Annotated in this window: 14 protein-coding genes; 4 read left to right on the top strand and 10 right to left on the bottom strand. The window is 71.5% G+C overall.

Going from position 1 to position 16,670, the window contains the following annotated elements; genetic code table 11:
- Nucleotides 1–159 precede the first annotated feature (159 nt).
- The 3 genes from pepN to ACIQD6_RS24525 form a co-directional block, all read right to left on the bottom strand.
- Nucleotides 160–2,787, bottom strand: a complete 2,628-nt coding sequence (gene pepN, locus ACIQD6_RS24535) for an aminopeptidase N (RefSeq protein WP_401885739.1) — start codon at nt 2,785–2,787, stop codon at nt 160–162.
- A 181-nt stretch (nt 2,788–2,968) separates the two neighbouring features.
- On the bottom strand, nt 2,969–3,382 hold the full coding sequence (locus tag ACIQD6_RS24530) for a chorismate mutase (RefSeq protein WP_401885737.1): 414 nt from the start codon (nt 3,380–3,382) through the stop codon (nt 2,969–2,971).
- A 105-nt stretch (nt 3,383–3,487) separates the two neighbouring features.
- Entirely contained in the window at nt 3,488–4,408 is a 921-nt protein-coding gene (locus ACIQD6_RS24525; protein ID WP_401885735.1) for a helix-turn-helix domain-containing protein, read from the bottom strand.
- 176 nt (nt 4,409–4,584) lie between these two features.
- On the opposite strand from ACIQD6_RS24525, the gene ACIQD6_RS24520 reads away from it, so the two are divergent.
- Nucleotides 4,585–6,462, top strand: coding sequence for a beta-galactosidase family protein (locus ACIQD6_RS24520; RefSeq protein WP_401886178.1), 1,878 nt, complete (start codon nt 4,585–4,587; stop codon nt 6,460–6,462).
- 127 nt (nt 6,463–6,589) lie between these two features.
- On the opposite strand, the gene ACIQD6_RS24515 is transcribed toward ACIQD6_RS24520, so the two are convergent.
- A complete protein-coding gene (locus tag ACIQD6_RS24515) occupies nt 6,590–7,474 on the bottom strand; it encodes a S1 family peptidase (RefSeq protein WP_401885733.1) in 885 nt (294 codons plus the stop codon).
- 288 nt (nt 7,475–7,762) lie between these two features.
- Here ACIQD6_RS24515 and ACIQD6_RS24510 point away from each other — a divergent pair, with 288 nt between their 5' ends.
- The 3 genes from ACIQD6_RS24510 to ACIQD6_RS24500 all read left to right on the top strand — a co-directional run bounded on the left by ACIQD6_RS24510 (nt 7,763) and on the right by ACIQD6_RS24500 (nt 11,783).
- Entirely contained in the window at nt 7,763–8,656 is an 894-nt protein-coding gene (locus ACIQD6_RS24510) for a hypothetical protein (protein ID WP_401885732.1), read from the top strand.
- 302 nt (nt 8,657–8,958) lie between these two features.
- Nucleotides 8,959–10,086, top strand: coding sequence for a winged helix DNA-binding domain-containing protein (locus ACIQD6_RS24505; protein ID WP_401885730.1), 1,128 nt, complete (start codon nt 8,959–8,961; stop codon nt 10,084–10,086).
- A gap of 56 nt (nt 10,087–10,142) precedes the next feature.
- Nucleotides 10,143–11,783, top strand: a complete 1,641-nt coding sequence (locus tag ACIQD6_RS24500; protein ID WP_401885728.1) for an ankyrin repeat domain-containing protein — start codon at nt 10,143–10,145, stop codon at nt 11,781–11,783.
- A 133-nt stretch (nt 11,784–11,916) separates the two neighbouring features.
- Here the strand turns inward: ACIQD6_RS24500 and ACIQD6_RS24495 are convergent, their stop codons facing one another.
- The 6 genes from ACIQD6_RS24495 to ACIQD6_RS24470 all read right to left on the bottom strand — a co-directional run bounded on the left by ACIQD6_RS24495 (nt 11,917) and on the right by ACIQD6_RS24470 (nt 16,653).
- The gene (locus ACIQD6_RS24495) at nt 11,917–12,303 is read right to left on the bottom strand and encodes a barstar family protein (protein WP_401885727.1); all 387 of its coding nucleotides are present in this window, start codon (nt 12,301–12,303) and stop codon (nt 11,917–11,919) included.
- Between the two features lie 124 nt (nt 12,304–12,427).
- Nucleotides 12,428–12,820 (bottom strand): ribonuclease domain-containing protein, encoded by a 393-nt coding sequence (locus ACIQD6_RS24490; protein ID WP_401885725.1) that lies wholly within the window; start codon nt 12,818–12,820, stop codon nt 12,428–12,430.
- 230 nt (nt 12,821–13,050) lie between these two features.
- Nucleotides 13,051–14,664 carry a DEAD/DEAH box helicase gene (locus ACIQD6_RS24485; RefSeq protein WP_401885723.1) on the bottom strand — a complete coding sequence of 538 codons (1,614 nt, stop codon included), beginning with the start codon at nt 14,662–14,664 and terminating at the stop codon, nt 13,051–13,053.
- A 94-nt stretch (nt 14,665–14,758) separates the two neighbouring features.
- Nucleotides 14,759–14,962, bottom strand: a complete 204-nt coding sequence (locus tag ACIQD6_RS24480) for a cold-shock protein (RefSeq protein ID WP_015607926.1) — start codon at nt 14,960–14,962, stop codon at nt 14,759–14,761.
- 313 nt (nt 14,963–15,275) lie between these two features.
- Complete coding sequence (locus ACIQD6_RS24475) at nt 15,276–15,776, bottom strand: pyridoxamine 5'-phosphate oxidase family protein (RefSeq protein WP_401885720.1); 501 nt, start codon at nt 15,774–15,776, stop codon at nt 15,276–15,278.
- A 139-nt stretch (nt 15,777–15,915) separates the two neighbouring features.
- Nucleotides 15,916–16,653, bottom strand: coding sequence for an SDR family oxidoreductase (locus tag ACIQD6_RS24470; RefSeq protein ID WP_401885717.1), 738 nt, complete (start codon nt 16,651–16,653; stop codon nt 15,916–15,918).
- Nucleotides 16,654–16,670: the final 17 nt, after the last annotated feature.

The raw sequence follows: 16,670 nt of genomic DNA, 5'->3' as shown, positions 1-16,670 counted from the left end.
GGGGGGGGGTTTTGGTTGTCCCCCCCCCCCACACCCCCCCCCCCCCCCCCCCCCCCCCCGGCGCGCCCCCCCCGCCCCGCCCCCCCCCCCCCGCTGCGGGGTTGCCGGGGGTGGCGGGCGGTCGGACCGTGCCGCTCAGAGAGTCAGGCCGTCAGGCAGTCAGGCCGTACGGACCCGAAGCGCCCGGTGCGCGTCGTCGAGCTGGTCGGCGAGCTTGCGGCGCAGCGCCGGGATCATGTCCGTACGGTCCAGGCACTCCTGGCCGAGGCGCAGTGATTCGGCGTCGATGGCGTACGCGGGGAAGGCGTAGCGGCCGGCGGCGTCGGCGATGGCGGGGCCCCGGCGGTCGGCGAGGGCGACGGCTTCGGGGTAGTAGCGGGGGACGTACTCCCTTACGAGGTCGGCCTGTTCGGGATGCCAGAAGCCACGGGCGGTGGCGCTGAACAGGTAGTTGGAGAGGTCGTCGGAGTCGAACATCGAGGCCCATGCCCGGGCTTTGGCGTCCGGGTCGGGCAGGGCGGCGCGGCAGCGTGCGGCGCCTTCCTGGCCGGTGTCGCTGGGGTCGCGGTCGAGTTCGGCGTCGATGGCGGCGGCGTCGGTGGCGCCGAGGACGGCGAGGCGGGTGAGGATGCGCCAGCGCAGGTCGGGGTCGAGTTCGGGGCCGCCGGGGACGCTGCCGGAGTGGAGCCAGTCCTGGATGGCGTCGGGCTGGGTGGCGGCGTCGATGAAGTGGCGTACGGCGGTGAGGCGCAGCCCGGGGTGGTTGCCGTCCTCGGTGCGGCGGATGAGGTCGCGGCAGACGCTGGTGAGGGTGGCGAGGGCGATGGGCCGGTCCTCGGGGGTGAGGTAGCGGTCGGTGATCTGGCCGGCGGCGAAGGCGAGGACGCCCTGGACGATGGCGAGGTCGGTTTCGAGCGGGAGGTGGGTGCGCGCGGCGTCGAGGTAGGCGGCGGGGGTCATGCCCGGGGTGGCGGGGGGTGCGCCCGGGCCGCCGTGTGCCGGGGTGGCGCTGCCGCCGTCGCGGACCATGTCGCGGGCGGCGTTCCAGATGACGGCGCGGGTGAGGGGGTCGGGGATGCCGGAGAGGGCGTGCAGGGCGGTGGCCCAGGAGGGGCCGTCGAGCCGGACCTTGGCGTAGGTGAGGTCGCTGTCGTTGAGGACGACGAGGGCGGGACGGCGGCCGGTACGGATGTCGGCCCGCGTTTCGCTACGGGTGCCGGTACGGGCGTCGGTACGGGTGCCGGTCCCCGTCCCGGTACCGGTGTCGGCGTCCGCGCCGGGGCTGCCGGGTGCCGGGAGGTCGAGTGCGAAGCGCTCGCGTTCGACGAGTCGTGCGGGGTCGACGGGGTCGATGTCGTAGGTGCCGACGGCGATGTGGTGGGGGCGGCTGCCGTCCCGTACGACTCCGAGGGTCCACGCGGTTCCGCTGCCGGTGACCTCGGGGGTGAGGGTGTCGACGCCGGTGGTGCGGAGCCACCGGGCGGCCCAGGCGTGTACGTCGCGGTCGGTGGCCTGGGCGAGGGAGTCGATGAAGTCGGCGAGGGTGGCGTTGGCGAACTTGTGCCGGGCGAAGTGGATGTTGATTCCGGCGAGGAAGTCCTTCTCGCCGAGCCAGGCGACGAGTTGCCGGAGCGCGGAGGCGCCCTTGGCGTAGGAGATGCCGTCGAAGTTGAGCAGGGCGGACGCGGTGTCGGGGACGGCGTCCGGGTCGGGGGCGACGGGGTGGGTCGAGGGGCGCTGGTCGGCGTCGTATCCCCAGGCCTTCCTGCCGATGCCGAAGTCGACCCAGGTGTCGGTGAAGCGGGTGGCCTCGGTGAGGATCTGGTAGCCCATGTATTCGGCGAAGGACTCGTTGAGCCAGATGTCGTCCCACCAGGCGAGGGTGACGAGGTCGCCGAACCACATGTGGGCCATTTCGTGGGCGATGACCACGGCGCGGGTCTGCCGCTCGGTGTCGGTGACGGCGGAGCGGTAGACGTATTCGTCGCGGAAGGTGACGAGGCCGGGGTTCTCCATGGCGCCCGCGTTGAACTCGGGGACGAAGGCCTGGTCGTACGAGTCGAAGGGGTAGGGCTCCTTGAACTTCTCGTGGTAACGGTCGTAGCAGGCGCGGGTGATGTCGAAGAGTTCGTCCGCGTCGGCGTCGAGGTGGGGCGCGAGGGAGCGCCGGCAGTGGATGCCGAAGGGCAGTCCGGCGTGTTCGGTGCGTACGGAGTGCCAGGGGCCGGCGGCGACCGCGACGAGGTAGGTGGAGATGGGCGGGGTGGGCGCGAGGGTCCAGTGGCGCGCGCCGGTCTGCTCGGCGATGCCGTTGCCGAGGACGGTCCAGTGGTCCGGCGCGGTGACGGTGAGTTCGAAGACGGCTTTGAGGTCGGGCTGGTCGAAGGCGGCGAAGACGCGCTGGACGTCATCCAGGAACAGCTGGGTGTAGACGTATGTTTCGCCGTCGGTGGGGTCGGTGAAGCGGTGCATGCCTTCGCCGGTACGGGAGTACCGCATGTCGGCCTCGACGCGCAGCTCGTGCTCGCCCGCGCCGAGTCCGGTGAGCGCGAGCCGGTTCCCGGTGAGCGCGGCGGGGTCGACGGGCTGTCCGTCGAGGGTGACGGAGCGCAGGGTGGCCGGCTTGAGCTCGACGAAGGTGTCTCCCGCGGCCCGTGCGGTGAAGTGGACGACGGTACGGGAGTCGAAGGTGTCGTCGCCGGTGGTGAGATCGAGGGCGATCGTGTACCGGTGGACGTCGAGGAACTGGGCTCGGATCTGCGCTTCGTCGCGCGTCAGTACGGACATGGGGCCATGCTGCCCGATGGGCCTCGGGGCGCGCAGCAGTGTTCTTTGCGCTGTCAGCGCACGGAGATTGCTCTACCGGGGGCCCTGCGACGCGAGGGGTGCGTGGTGCGTCGTCGCTGCCTCGGCCGTACCGGATTCGTCCCCGTTACCGGTCCCCGTTCCCGCCGGTTACCGGCCCCCGTTACCCGCTGGTCCCGTCCCCGTTCCCGCCGGCCCCGTGACCGTCCCCGTTCCCGTCCCCGACCCCGTTACCGGCGCCATTCCCGCTGCCGGTCCCGTCCCGCGTCTCGTCCGCGATCGTCTCGTGGTGGCGGATCACCTCGGCGACGATGAAGTTGAGCAACTTCTCGGCGAAGGCCGGATCCAGCCTGGCGCTCTCCGCCAGCTGCCGGAGCCGGATGATCTGCCGGGCCTCGCGGGCCGGATCGGCCGGGGGCAGCTGGTGTTCGGCTTTGAGGAGGCCGACCTGCTGGGTGCATTTGAAGCGCTCGGCGAGCATGTGGACGACGGCCGCGTCGATGTTGTCGATGCTTTCGCGGAGGCGGTTCAGTTCGGCGCGTACGGAGTCGTCGATGCCGGCGTTGCTCGTGGTCATGGTCCGGGAGCTTAGACGGACCGGCGGTCGACCGGCTGAGGGTGGCCAGGATGCGGGATCGGGGGCGATCGGGGAGGGCGGGATCGGCGATCGGGGCGGGCGTGATCAGGGGGCGATCACGACGCCGGGGCCCGGGACGCCAGAGCCCGGGACGCCGGGACCCGGGACGTCCTCGCCCGGGACGTCGTCGCCCCGCCCACCGCCCGGCACCGCGCGGGCCTGCTGTTCCCGGAAGCGGACGGGGGCCATGCCCACCCGGCGGGTGAACAGCCGGGAGAAGTAGGCGGGGTCGTGGTAGCCGACCCGCCGGGCGACCGCGGCGACGGGGAGTTCCGTGGCGGCGAGGAGTTCCTTTGCGCGGCCGAGCCGGATGCCCAGGAGGTAGTCCTTGGGCCCGCGGCCGACGGCCCTGCGTACGACCGTGCGCAGTTCGGCGGGGGTCATCCCGTGGCGGGCCGCGTGTTCGGCGACCGTGAGCGGGCGGCAGGCGTCGCGGGTCAGTGCCTGGAGCACCGGGTCGCCCTCGGCGTCGGTGTCGGCGCGGGCCCGGCGCAGGACGACGAGGAGTTCGTGTACGGCCGCGCCCGTCTCGACTTCGAGCAGCGGGTTGCCCCGGCGGGCGGCGCGGGCGATCCGGGCGACGGCCGCGCGGGCGCCGGTCGCGTCGGAGAGGGGTACGACGGGCCGGTCCGGCTCGATGTAGCCGAGTTCGGTGTAGGTGGCGGTGGCGGGGCCGGTGAAGGCGACGAAGCTCTCGTCCCAGCCGTGGTGCTGGTCGGGGCCGTAGTGGTGCGGGGTGCCGGGTGTCAGCCAGAGCACGGCGGGCGCGCTGACGGTGGTACGCCGCCCGTCCGCCGACCGGAACCAGCCGCTGCCCGCGCTGATGACGACGGCCACGTGGTGGTCGAGGGTGCGCGGTCCGACCGTGGGCACACAGCCGTGCTGGAGTCCGACGCCGAGGCAGACGAGTCCGAGGCGGTGGTGGGCCGGGCTGGGAGTCAGATACCGCATCCACGTGTCGTACATCCGCTTCCGCCCTTTCTCCCTGTCGCTCTCACCAACCGGCGTCCCGCCTCTTCGGTTGTGTCCAAACAGAGCTGATCTTTGTCCATGGACCGTTCGCTCGCCAGGGGAGAAGGTGGGCCATGACCAGTGACGGGACGCACGGCGGGCCGAAGGACGACGGACAGGAGAGCGGGAGAGTGGCTGAGTTCACGGTGGGGGACGAGCATTTTCTGGTGGACGGCCGGCCGGTCCGGCTGCTGTCGGGGGCGCTGCACTACTTCCGGGTCCATGAGGCGCGGTGGGGCCACCGGCTCGCGATGCTGCGCGCCATGGGGCTCAACTGCGTGGAGACGTACGTCCCGTGGAATCTCCATGAGCCGGAGCCCGGCCGCCACCAGGACGTGGCGGCGCTCGGCCGGTTCCTGGACGCGGCGCGCGAGGCGGGGCTGTGGGCGATCGTACGGCCGGGTCCGTACATCTGCGCGGAGTGGGACAACGGCGGTCTTCCGCACTGGCTGACCGGTCCGCTGGGCGCGCGGGTCCGGACCCGGGACGCGGCGTTCCTGGGGCCGGTGGAGCGGTGGTTCCGCCGTCTGCTGCCCCAGGTCGTGGAGCGCCAGATCGACCGGGGCGGTCCGGTGATCATGGTGCAGATCGAGAACGAGTACGGGAGTTACGGCACCGACCAGGTCTATCTGGGCCGGCTGACCGAACTGGTCAGGGAGTGCGGTGTGACGGTGCCGCTGGTCACCTCGGACGGGCCCGAGGACCACATGCTCACCGGCGGCTCCGTCCCGGGGCTGCTCGCGACGGTCAACTTCGGCTCGGGTGCGCGCGCCGCCTTCGACGTACTGCGCGCGCACCGGCCGCAAGGGCCGTTGATGTGCATGGAGTTCTGGTGCGGCTGGTTCGAACGCTGGGGCGGGGAGCCTGTCGTACGGGACGCTGCGGACGCGGCCGTCGCGCTGCGGGAGATCCTGGAGGCGGGCGCCTCGGTCAATGTGTACATGGCGCACGGCGGAACGAACTTCGCCGGCTGGGCGGGCGCCAATCGCTCGGGTGAGCTGAACGGGGGCGCGCTGGAGCCGGATGTGACGTCGTACGACTACGACGCGCCGATCGACGAAGCGGGCCGGCCGGCGGAGAAGTTCTGGTTCTTCCGCGAGGTGCTCGCGGAGTACGCGGAGCGCGCGGGGTTCCGGGACGGCGTGCTGCCCGAGGTTCCGCAGGATCCGCCCGCGCTGGCCGGTCCCGTACGGGCGGAGTTCACCGGGTGGGCGCCGCTGGACGAGGTCATGGACGCGCTCGGCGGGCCCGAGTCGGAGACGGCGCTGCCGCCGTCCTTCGAGGAACTGGACGTCGACCGGGGGCTGGTGCGTCACCGGCTGACGATCCCGGGTCCGCGCAAGCCCGGTCCGCTCACCCTGGCCGGGCTGCGCGACATGGCCGTGGTGTACGTCGACGGCGTACGGGCCGGGGTGCTGAGCGGGGAGGCCCCGGCGCTCGCGGAGCCGGTGGCCGGGCCCGCGTCCGTGGAGATCTGGGTGGAGTCGCTGGGCCGGGTCAACTACGGGCCGCGCCTGGGCGAGTCCAAGGGCATCACGGGCGGGGTGCTGCACGAACTGCAGTATCTGCACGGGGTACGGTCCCGGGGCCTGCGGCTGGACGCGTTCGACGACGCGGCCGCGGTCGGGCGGATCCCGTTCAAGGCACCGGAGCCGGCGCCGGAAGTGGGCCAGGATGTGGCGCCGGAAGTGGGCCAGGACGTCGGACCGGAGGTGGGGCACGGCCGGGCTCAGAACCGTACAGCGGGAGACCGTACGCCGGGCCGGCTCGGCCACCGGGGCCTGTACCGCGCGGAGTTCGAGGTCCGGGGCGCGGGCGACGCCTCGCTCACCCTCCCCTCCTGGACCCGGGGCTTCGTCTGGGTGAACGGTTTCTGCCTGGGCCGCTACTGGTCGCGGGGGCCGCAGGAGTCGCTGCACGTTCCCGGTCCGGTGCTGCGCGAGGGCGGCAACGAGCTGTGGGTGCTGGAACTGGAGGCCGCGGGCGAGGGGTACGTACAACTCGCCTGACCGAGGCGGGAAGAGAACGAGAACAGAAAGAGAGGGACGGACGGGGCACGTTGGCCCCCGTCCGCCCCTCTCCTTCGTGTCCTACGTGTACGTCCCGCTACTCAGCACTCAGCTCGGAGTTCGGAGCTCAGAGGGTCGACGCGGCCGACGCGATCGCGGAGGCGAAGTTCGAGACCTCGGTGTAGACACCGGGGTATCCGGGGCGGGCGCAGCCGTTGCCCCAGCTCACGATGCCGACCTGGATGAAGGCTCCGGCGTTGTCCTTACGGAACATCGGGCCACCCGAGTCGCCCTGGCAGGTGTCGGTGCCGCCCTGCGAGTATCCGGCGCAGATCTCTTCGGCGGCTATGATGTCGCCGCCGTACGACGCGCTGCAGCTGGCGTCGGAGACGAACGGCACGGTCGCCTTGAGGAGGTAGCGCTGCTGGCCGCCGCCCTCGGTGGCCGCGCCCCAGCCGGCGACGGTGAAGTTACCGGTGTTGTACGTCGCGTTGGTGGCGATCTTCAGGGTCGGCTGGTTGATCGGCGCCGCGAGCTTGATCAGCGCCCAGTCCTTGCCCGAGCCGTTGTAGCCGGGGGCCTGGAGCACCTTGGTGGACTTGACCTTGACGGCGCTGCTGCTCTGGAGGTCCACGACCCCGGCGGTGGCCGTGATGCTGGTGTTGTTCCCGGAGCCGTCCACACAGTGCGCGGCGGTCAGGACGATGGTGGAGGAGTACAGCGCGCCGCCACAGCCCATGGAGAGCCGGACCATGAAGGGGAATTCACCCTGCGCGGCGCGGGTGCCACCGACGACGGGCGGCGCGACGGGCGCGGCGGCCTTGGTGCTCTTGTCCGGCGCGGGCGCGGCGGAGGCGGAGCTGGGCTGAAGACTGACAGCGGCGAGGACGACGGCGCCGGCGGCGGCGCATCTCTTGAGGACACCCAGAACGCTCAAGGGTCTGCCTTTCGTGGGGGCTGCTGGAGGTGGGGGTGGTGCGGCGGGTAGCGCTCGATCGCCGGGCCCGGTCATTGCGCGTAGATCTGACACGCGTAGATCCACCGCGCAGAACTGACATGGGCTCGACAAAAAAGCGTGATGCCGGATTATGCGGAGAAGATCAGCGAAGTCACAAGAGGCAGTTTTCAGCCACCCTGAGGGAGCATTTGCCGGACACTGTCCGCTGAACGGACGGATCCTCCGCCGTTCCAGGGGCGTCCCCGTACAGTTGACGCGGTGTGGGCCCGACCGTCCTGAAGCGGTGTGGGCCGACCGTCCCGACCCGGTGTGGGCCCGACCGTCCTTCGAGGGGATACGGATGTGACGTACGGCGGTGAGGTCGTCCACGGCTATCCGCACATCGAGACGGCGCGAGCGGCGATCACCGCGCTCTACCGGCGCCTCTCCTCCGACGGCATCCGCTCGTACGCCTCCAGCGTCGCCCCCGCCGATGTGGCCTTCTCCGACGTGGACGATCTCCATCTCGGCACTCAGCGGGTGGCCCGCGCCCTGGTCCAGCAACTGCGCCTGCCGGACGCGCGCGTGATCGTGAGCTTCCGCGAGATGCGGCACGCGGCGAACGTCGAGCTGACGGCGGGGCCCGAGTACTTCATCGAGCTGAACAACCGTTTCCGCACCCACCGCAGGGACATCGGCGCCGCCCTCGCCCACGAGATCACCCATGTCCTGCTGCACCGGCTGGGGCTGAGCTTCCCCGGCACCCGCGACAACGAGATCCTCACCGACACCGCGACCACCTATCTGGGTGCGGGCTGGCTGTTGCTCGACGCGTACCGCGAGGACCGCGACTCCAGCCAGAAGCTCGGCTATCTCACGCCCGAGGAGTTCGGCTACGTACTCGCCAAGCGCGCGCTGGTCTTCGACGAGGATCCCCGGATCTGGTTCACCAGCCCGCAGGGCTACACGTCGTATACGAAAGGCAGTGCGCGGGCGCTGCGCGACGAACAGCAGCCGCCGCTGACCACCGCCGGCCGGGCGGGCCGGAACCGCTACGTCAAGGACCGCCGCCACGCCCTAGATCACCCGGGCACCGCCACGGACCCGGCCTCGCCCTACGCGTTCGAGTTGCTGCCGGAGGGGCCACGGGTCTCGTTCCCCTGCCCTACCTGCCATCAGCGCATCCGGATCCCGGTCCAGGGCCGGGTCCGGGCGCGGTGCGGACTGTGCCGGACGGTGCTGGAGTGCGACACCTGAACGACACACCCTCGTCACGGCGCACGGCACGCAAGACGCACGGTATGCACGGCGCAGGGTATGCACGGCGCACGGTATGCGAGGTGATGTCGAGACGCCCCCGCGGTACAGACCTCCCCGCGGTACAGGACACAGCCTGTCCTCTACCTCCGCCATGGTGGCGTACGAGCCGTTTCGGGAGGAGGCATCGCTCCTGGACGGCCCGACAACCCTCGCATGCGGTGCGTCTCCCGGCACACAGACCTACACCGCAGACCTACACCGACGCCCGTCCCACGACCGAGCCCCAGCCTGGGAACGCCATGACTGTCCTTGACGCCCGTGCCCTCAACCGCGCCACGCTCGCCCGCCAGCACCTGCTCACACGCGGCGACATATCCGTCGCGGAGGCGGTGGCCCACCTGTGCGGCCTCCAGGCGCAGGAGCCCCAGGAACCCTTCACCGGGCTGTGGTCCCGCCTGTCCGGCTTCAGGCCCGAGCGACTGGACGATGCGCTGACCGGCCGTACGGTGGTGCGCACCCACCTGATGCGCCGCACCGTCCACCTCGTCACCGCCGACGACGTGCTCGCCTGGCGGGCCCGCCACGACACGATGCTGCGCCAACGAGTGCTGGGAACCTACCGGCGCGAACTGGCCGGCATCGACGTGGACGAGGTCGCCGCCGCAGGCCGTGCGGTCATGGCCGACCAGCGGCCCCGCACCATGAGCGAACTCGTACAGTCCCTCGAAGACCGCTGGCCCGGCCCACCGCGCCGGGTCCTGGGCGAGTTGCTCGTCGCGGCCCTCGTCCCCATGGCCCAACTCCCGCCCCGCGGCCTGTGGCAGCGGAGTGCCGGCGTACGCAACCTGCCGCTGGCCACCTGGCTGGAACGGGACATCGCCCCTCTGCCCGCCGATGACAGCGATCCTGTCGGGCAGCGGCTGTTGCGCCGCTACCTCGCCGCCTACGGACCCGCCGCCGGCGCGGACCTGCGCGCCTGGTGCGGCCTCGCCGGTCTTCCCGCCGCCGTCAAAGCCGCCAGGGCCCGAGGGGAACTCGTCGTCTTCCGCGACGAACGCGGCCGCGAACTGCTCGATCTGCCCGACGCGCCCCGCCCCGACCCCGACACCCCGGCCCCGGTCCGGTTCCTCCCGGCCTTCGACAACGCCATCCTCGGCTACCACGACCGCAGTCGCATCATCGATACCGCCCACCTCGGTCTGTCCGTCGCGGGCCACCGCACCGTCCTCGTCGACGGACGCGTCACCGCCACCTGGACCGTGCGCGACCACCAACTCCGCATCAGTCCCCTCCGTCCCCTCACCGCCCCGGAACAAGAAGCCGTCCGCGCCGAGGCCCAGGATCTGACCGCCTTCCTGGACGAGGACATCGAGCACGTCCGTCTTGGCTCGTCGGCCGGAAACTCCACCGGCGCGACCGGACCGTAACCAGCACCACGCCGACGTCCCCGGGGCCGGTACCGGAGCGAACGTAAGGTCGAAGCATGACGGACGAACCGGCGGCGGGTACCGATGAACTGTTCGAGGCGGTGTACGGCGGCGAGAACGACGTCGTCGTCCGCCTGCTCCGGGCGGGTGTTCCGGCCGAGGCGACCGACCGGGACGGTCAGACGGCTCTCTACCTGGCGGCGGTCAGCGACGAGGCCGGGCTGGTACGGCTGCTGCTCGCGGCGGGCGCCGACCCGCAGCGGGCGAGCGGCCCGGAGCGCGGGGACCTGCCGCTGTGCGCTGCGGCCTGCGGCGGGCACACCGAAGTGGTCCGGGCCCTGCTCGCGGCGGGCGCCCGGCCCGACAGCCGGGAGGATTTCGGCTTCACGGCGGGCGCCTGGGCGGTGGTCCAGGGCTTCCCCGACACGCTGGAGGCGCTGCTGGAGTACGGCGCCGACCCCGATCTGCCGGGCCCCAACGGTGAACCGCTGCTCCTGCTGGCCGCCCGCCGCGGCTCCACACCGTCCGTACGGGTCCTGCTGCGGTACGGCGCGGGCGCGCGCGCCGGAGCGGCCGACGACATACGCGAAGACACACACGAAGACAGATACGACGGCATGCGCCACGGGGCGCGTGAAGCGGCGCTCGCCGAGGCACGGCGCTGGATGGCGCTCGATGTGGAACAGGAGCTGCGGGACGGGCTGCTGCGCGCCTACGGCGACGGATACGAGACGGTCGTACGCCGGATCGAGGAGGACGGCTCGATGACCGTCGTGGTCGAACTGCTGCGGGACGGCGCGCCGATGGCCGGGCAGGAGCAGCAGACCGGGCACGCGGCCGTCGCGACGCTGCTGGAGACGGAGCTGGGCATCGCGACCCCGTACGAGGAACTGGCGGGGCGCGCGCTGCGCTGCGGCGATCCCGGGCGGGACGACTGGACGGAGTCGGTGGCCGCGCTGTCGCGGCGCGGCGACGAGGAGACGTTCCAGGCGGCGGCCGCCTGGTGCGCGAGCGACGAGCCGCTGCGGCAGGCCTTCGCCGCCGGTGTACTGGCGCGGCTGGGCACGGCGGACGGGACGGACGGGGCGAGTCCGTTCACCGCCCGCGCGGTGCCCCTGCTGCGGGAGCTGTCCCGGGAGGCGGCCGAGCCGGAGCTGGTCCGCGTGGTCGTACGGGGCCTGGGCCTGCACGGCGACCCGGCCGTGCTGCCGGAGATCCTGCGCCACACGGCCCATCCGGACGCGGGGGTACGGCGCGAGGTCGCGCTGGCGCTGGCCGGACTCGCACCGACCGGACTCGTGCCAACCGGCCTCGGAACAACCGGCAACAGCGACCGCGACGATTCCGGCGGCGCCGACCACGCCGGGGTGCGGGCGCTGATCCTGTTGAGCAGGGACGCGGACGCGTCGGTCAGGGACCGGGCGGTGCCGGCCCTGGCGGAGGTGGACGCGGACACCCACGAGATCCGCGAGGCACTGGCGGCCCGGCTGAACGACCCGGACGCGGACACGGCGGCAGAGGCGGCCAAAGGACTGGCGGTCCGTCAGGATCCGCGCGCGATCGATGTGCTGGCCCGGATTCTCGCCGACGAGGAGCACGACGGTTACGCGCGGGCGACGGCGATGGCCGCCGTACGGTACGTACCGTACGGCCCGGAGCGGCAGCGGCTGGAGTGCACGCTCCCACGACGCCGCTGATCAGACGGACGCAGAACCCCGGACACCCCAGGGCCACGAGCCCCGTAGCCCGTCCAGCCATTCGTCCGACCGGCCATCCGTCCGCCGACCCGGCCATCCGTCCGTCCGACAATCCGGCCGACCGGCCGACGCGTCAGAGAAGCCGGAGTACGCCGGGTGCTTCCTCCTCGATGAGCCGCACCAGCTCGTCGAAGACCGTGGTCCCCCGGCCGGCCCGTACCTCGTCCAACCGCGCCTGGATCGCCGCCCTGTTGCCGGGGTGCGCACGCTCCAGCCGCCGCTGGAGCGTGCGTACGGTCTCTTCCTGGCCGAGGGCCCGGCGCGAGAGTTCGTGCCGGCGCCACTCGATGACGAAGTCGCCGTCGTCCGGCGTTCCGTACCCGCCGGAGAGGCAGTCGGCGAGCGCGTCGAGATTGCTCCCGAAGTACCCGCCGGGCCCGTTCACGGCCGCACCGATCACCTGCCAGAAGCGGTCGAGGCCGGTGACCTCCGCCCCGTCGATCACATACGTCACCGTCATGGGACGGAGGTTACCTTCCAGTTGGCTCAACAGCCTTGACTCGACGGCCTCGACTCAACGGCCTCGGCTCAACGGCCTTGACTCGGCAGCCGTGACCCGACAGCCGCAACTCACCGCCCGTGGTTCAGCAGCTGTACTTGACCAGCGAGAACGACGCGTAGTGGTCGGACGTGTAGTAGTCCTCGTTGGTCTTGTTGCCCGTGACGATGCGGCGTGCGCCACGGTTGGAGGAGCCCGGGGTGATGACCGTGTACTCGTGGTAGTAGCTGGCGGACTGGCTCGGCAGGATGCCTTCGCGGTTCTGGAAGACACCGCCGTCCTGGGAGTACGGGTACGGCCCGCCGACCTCGATGAGGTCGAGGGTGTCGTGTGCCTGCGACGGCAGGTTGGAGTAGCAGATGCTGCCGACCGCGGCGGGGGCCGCGGTGGCGGCGGTGGCGGTGACCCCGCCGACCAGGAGCGTGGAGACCAGGGCGGCGACGCCGCCGAGGGTGGCGATACGTGGGGGAATTCGCATGGCACCTATGATGACGCGCGTAGACGCGGACACGTCAATCCCAACTGCGGGTAATTTCCCGGAAGTTAACCATCGGACCCGAGTCCGTAGCGTGCCGTACACCCACGCCCGGAGGACTCGCCGCAGACCGGGACCGCCCCCGGACCTCACGCCCTGCCCCTCCCCTGGGCAGACAAAAGCCCGGCACCGCGCTCAACGCGATGCCGGGCCACGTCAGTTGACGCACGGCCTCAGGCGGCGGTGCGACGCCCGCCTTCTGTGCCCCGTCCCGGACGGCTGCGGCGGCCTCGGCTGCCACGGGAGGCGCTGCCGCCACCCAGCCGGGCGGCCCCGGCCCCGCCGGAGGAAGCACCTCGGGCGGACCCACCGGAAGAGGCACCTCGGGCAGACCCGCCGGAGGAGGCACCGGCCGCGCCGCCACCGCCCGTGCTCTTGCGGGCCGGCCGCGACGGCCGCGACTTCTGCTTGGCCTGGACAACGGGCTGCGGCACCTCGATGGTGACGGCCACCCCGGAGGGCTCCCGCGCACCGGTGAGCTGTGTCAGTTCCTCGTCCGTCGACTTGATCCGGGCCGACTTGGGCGCGATACCCGCGTCGGACATCAGCCGGGTCATCTCGCGCCGCTGCTCGGGCAGCACCAGCGTGACCACGCTGCCGGACTCCCCCGCGCGGGCGGTGCGCCCGCCACGGTGGAGGTAGTCCTTGTGGTCGACGGGCGGGTCGACGTTCACGACCAGGTCGAGGTCGTCGACATGGATGCCACGGGCCGCGACATTGGTCGCCACAAGGCAGGTGACCAGGCCGGTCTTGAACTGTTCGAGCGTCCGGTTGCGCTGCGGCTGCGAACGGCCGCCGTGCAGCCCGGAGGCCCGTACACCGCTCGCCAGCAGCCGCTTGACCAGCCGGTCCACGGAACGCTTGGTGTCCAGGAAGAGCAGCACCCGGCCGTCACGCGCCGCGATCCGCGTGGTGACTTCCTTCTTGTCCGTCTCGTCCAGGACGTACAGCACGTGGTGTTCCATCGTGGTGACCGCGCCCTGGGACGGGTCGACGGAGTGGACCACGGGGTCGTTGAGGTACTGCCGCACGAGCCGGTCGATGTTCTTGTCCAGCGTCGCCGAGAACAGCATCCGCTGCCCGTCCGGCTCGACCTGCTTGAGCAGCGCCGTGACCTGGGGCATGAAGCCCATGTCGGCCATCTGGTCGGCCTCGTCGAGCACGGTGATGGAGACCTGGTCGAGTCGGCAGTCGCCGCGCTCGATGAGGTCCTTGAGCCGTCCCGGCGTCGCGACGAGCACCTCGGCGCCACGCCGCAGCGCGCCCGCCTGCTTGCCGATGGAGAGTCCGCCGACGACCGTGGTCAGCTTCAGATTGACGGCGGTGGCGTACGGCGTGAGCGCGTCGGTCACCTGCTGCGCCAGCTCGCGCGTGGGCACCAGCACCAGGGCGAGGGGCGCGTGCGGTTCGGCACGCCGGCCGGCGATACGGGCGAGGAGTGCCAGACCGAAGGCGAGGGTCTTGCCCGATCCGGTACGTCCACGGCCGAGTATGTCGCGGCCGGCGAGGGAGTTCGGCAGAGTCGCGCCCTGGATGGGGAACGGCTCGGTCACTCCCTGCGCGGTAAGGGTCTTGAGCAGGCCGGCAGGCATGTCCAGCTCGTCGAACGCCTCGACGGCGGGCAGTGCGGGGGTGATGGTTTCCGGCAGCGTGAATTCCTGCGGGCGCGCGGCGGCGCGGCGGGCGGGTGCCTTCGCCGAGCCCTTCGCGGGTCCCTTGGCGCGGGAGTTCACCGGGCGCTTGCCGGCGGGTCGGGCAGCACGGGCCGGGCGTTCGGGTCGAGTCATACGGAAAAAATGCCTTCCTGGGCCTGAGGACAGCGCGAGCCGGGGCCCGCACCTGCACGGTGCGGGCCCCGGCTGCGAGGTACGCGTCCGGGAACTAGGCCGGGACGATGTTCTCCGCCTGCGGGCCCTTCTGGCCCTGCGTGACGTCGAACGAGACCTTCTGGCCCTCCTGGAGCTCACGGAAGCCCTGGGTGGCGATGTTCGAGTAGTGGGCGAAGACGTCGGCGCCGCCGCCGTCCTGCTCAATGAAGCCGAAGCCCTTTTCCGAGTTGAACCACTTCACGGTGCCAGTAGCCATGTCATTCTCCTAAAACAGGTGCAGAGCCGGAAATCCGCACTTTACGAATTCCTCGTCGCCGCATTGAGCCCCATCCGGAGAAGCCGGCAAAAACAATAATGCGCCTGAGGAACATTCCCGTCAGGCGCACATAAAGTTCATGGGTACCAAAACTGCAACGCAGTCAGCCTAGCACGCCCCGGCGGCGGAGATCGAGCAGGTCGCCAAGGAAGATCGCGACACCCGCCGACACCCGCCCCGGGCCGCCTCCAGCAGCGGCCGGGAGCGCCCCGCCACAGCCCGGCGGCGGACTCTTCGGCACCCCTCTCTCCCCTTACCCCTCCTCGCGCGGCGGGCTGTCGTCGCTGGCTCGCCGTACGGTGCGGGGTGGCCGGCCCGGTCGCCAGACCTGTACGACCAGCTCGTCGCCGTCCAAGCCGGTCCGTACGACCTCGGTGAGGTCCACACCGAAGAGATGGAAGGGCAGCGGCGGTGCGACCGTCTCGGCGAACCGTGCGAGCACGCCCGCGTCGGTCACCTCTACCGCCCGTCCGCCGACCCGCACGTCGCCGTCCTCCATCCCGCCGCCCGCGCCCGGATTGGCGTGCACGGCGAAACGCGGATCGCGCAGCAGGTCCTGCGCCTTTCGGGAATTCGGCATCATGCCGAGCCACAACTCCCCGAAACGGAAGGTGACTTCGAGTCCGGTCAGGCGCGGGGAGCCGTCCTTGCGGAGGGTGCCGAGGACATGGTGGGTGTGCTTCTCGAATCGTCGCTGAACGGTCTCGGCGAAGCGCGGCTCCGCCGAGACGAAATCGGCCCAGGTGAATGTCATGCGTACAGCCAACCGTGGATACCCGACACCTCCTGTCGCCATTTCCGTCGACCTGGCTCCCGTCCCCCGGCCGCGCGGGCAGCCAGGGGAGCCGGGGCGTCGAGGACACGGGAGGTCAGACGGTCAGGCGGTCAGGCGGTCACCAGGGGACGACGCCGTCGTCCTCGAAGAACGAGCCGGTCGGGCCGTCGTCGGGCAGCGTGGCGAGCCGGATCACTGTGGCTGCGCCCTGCTCGGGAGTGCGGGGGCCGTGGAAGCCGGTGAAGTCGGTGGCGACCAGCCCCGGGCAGGCGGCGTTGATCAGGATGTTCGTACCGGTGAACTGCCGGGCGTACTGCACGGTGACGGCGTTGAGGAACGACTTCGACGGCGCGTAGGCCGCCATGACGGGGCCGATCTCGATGTCCGGGTCCGCCTGCCGGGCCAGGGAGCCCACGGAACTGGAGACGTTGACGATGCGTGGCGACGTCGAGCGGCGCAGCAGCGGCAGCATCGCGTTGGTCACCCGGATGACACCGACGACGTTGGTCTCCACGACCGTGCGGAGCACATCGAGGTCGAGCGTGGTCGGGTCCTGTCCCCACCCCGGACCCGTCTCTCCTGAGATGCCGGCGTTGTTGACCAGGACGTCCAGGCGCCCGGCCTGCCGTTCCACCAGTTCCGCGGCGTCCGTGACGCTCCGGTCAGCGGTCACGTCCAGCGGCACCCCGAAGGCGTCCACCCCGGCGGCGCGCAGCTTCTCTACGGCGGTCTCGCGCCGGGCATCGTCGCGGGCTCCCACGCCCACGCGGTACCCGAGGGCGCCGAGCCCGGTCGCGATCTCGTACCCGATTCCCTTGTTCGCGCCGGTCACCAGCGCGATCTTCGTTTCGCTCATGCCGCCGATGCTCGCCC

Origin of the sequence: Streptomyces sp. NPDC088400 (genome assembly GCF_044753355.1) — a bacterium.
In the GTDB taxonomy this organism is placed as follows: Bacteria; Actinomycetota; Actinomycetes; order Streptomycetales; family Streptomycetaceae; genus Streptomyces.
Note: the sequence above shows the minus strand (reverse complement) of the source record. Positions and strands in the feature narration are given on the sequence as shown.

What these genes read in the sequence shown, in the direction of transcription:
- ACIQD6_RS24490 (WP_401885725.1), bottom strand. Translation starts at nt 12,820, where the DNA reads ATGCGAATTCCCCCACGTATCGCCACCCTCGGCGGCGTCGCCGCCCTG.
- ACIQD6_RS24495 (WP_401885727.1), bottom strand. Translation starts at nt 12,303, where the DNA reads ATGACGGTGACGTATGTGATCGACGGGGCGGAGGTCACCGGCCTCGAC.
- ACIQD6_RS24515 (WP_401885733.1), bottom strand. Translation starts at nt 7,474, where the DNA reads ATGACCGGGCCCGGCGATCGAGCGCTACCCGCCGCACCACCCCCACCT.
- ACIQD6_RS24480 (WP_015607926.1), bottom strand. Translation starts at nt 14,962, where the DNA reads ATGGCTACTGGCACCGTGAAGTGGTTCAACTCGGAAAAGGGCTTCGGC.
- ACIQD6_RS24530 (WP_401885737.1), bottom strand. Translation starts at nt 3,382, where the DNA reads ATGACCACGAGCAACGCCGGCATCGACGACTCCGTACGCGCCGAACTG.
- ACIQD6_RS24500 (WP_401885728.1), top strand. Translation starts at nt 10,143, where the DNA reads ATGACGGACGAACCGGCGGCGGGTACCGATGAACTGTTCGAGGCGGTG.
- ACIQD6_RS24505 (WP_401885730.1), top strand. Translation starts at nt 8,959, where the DNA reads ATGACTGTCCTTGACGCCCGTGCCCTCAACCGCGCCACGCTCGCCCGC.
- ACIQD6_RS24475 (WP_401885720.1), bottom strand. Translation starts at nt 15,776, where the DNA reads ATGACATTCACCTGGGCCGATTTCGTCTCGGCGGAGCCGCGCTTCGCC.
- ACIQD6_RS24470 (WP_401885717.1), bottom strand. Translation starts at nt 16,653, where the DNA reads ATGAGCGAAACGAAGATCGCGCTGGTGACCGGCGCGAACAAGGGAATC.
- pepN (WP_401885739.1), bottom strand. Translation starts at nt 2,787, where the DNA reads ATGTCCGTACTGACGCGCGACGAAGCGCAGATCCGAGCCCAGTTCCTC.
- ACIQD6_RS24525 (WP_401885735.1), bottom strand. Translation starts at nt 4,408, where the DNA reads ATGTACGACACGTGGATGCGGTATCTGACTCCCAGCCCGGCCCACCAC.
- ACIQD6_RS24485 (WP_401885723.1), bottom strand. Translation starts at nt 14,664, where the DNA reads ATGACTCGACCCGAACGCCCGGCCCGTGCTGCCCGACCCGCCGGCAAG.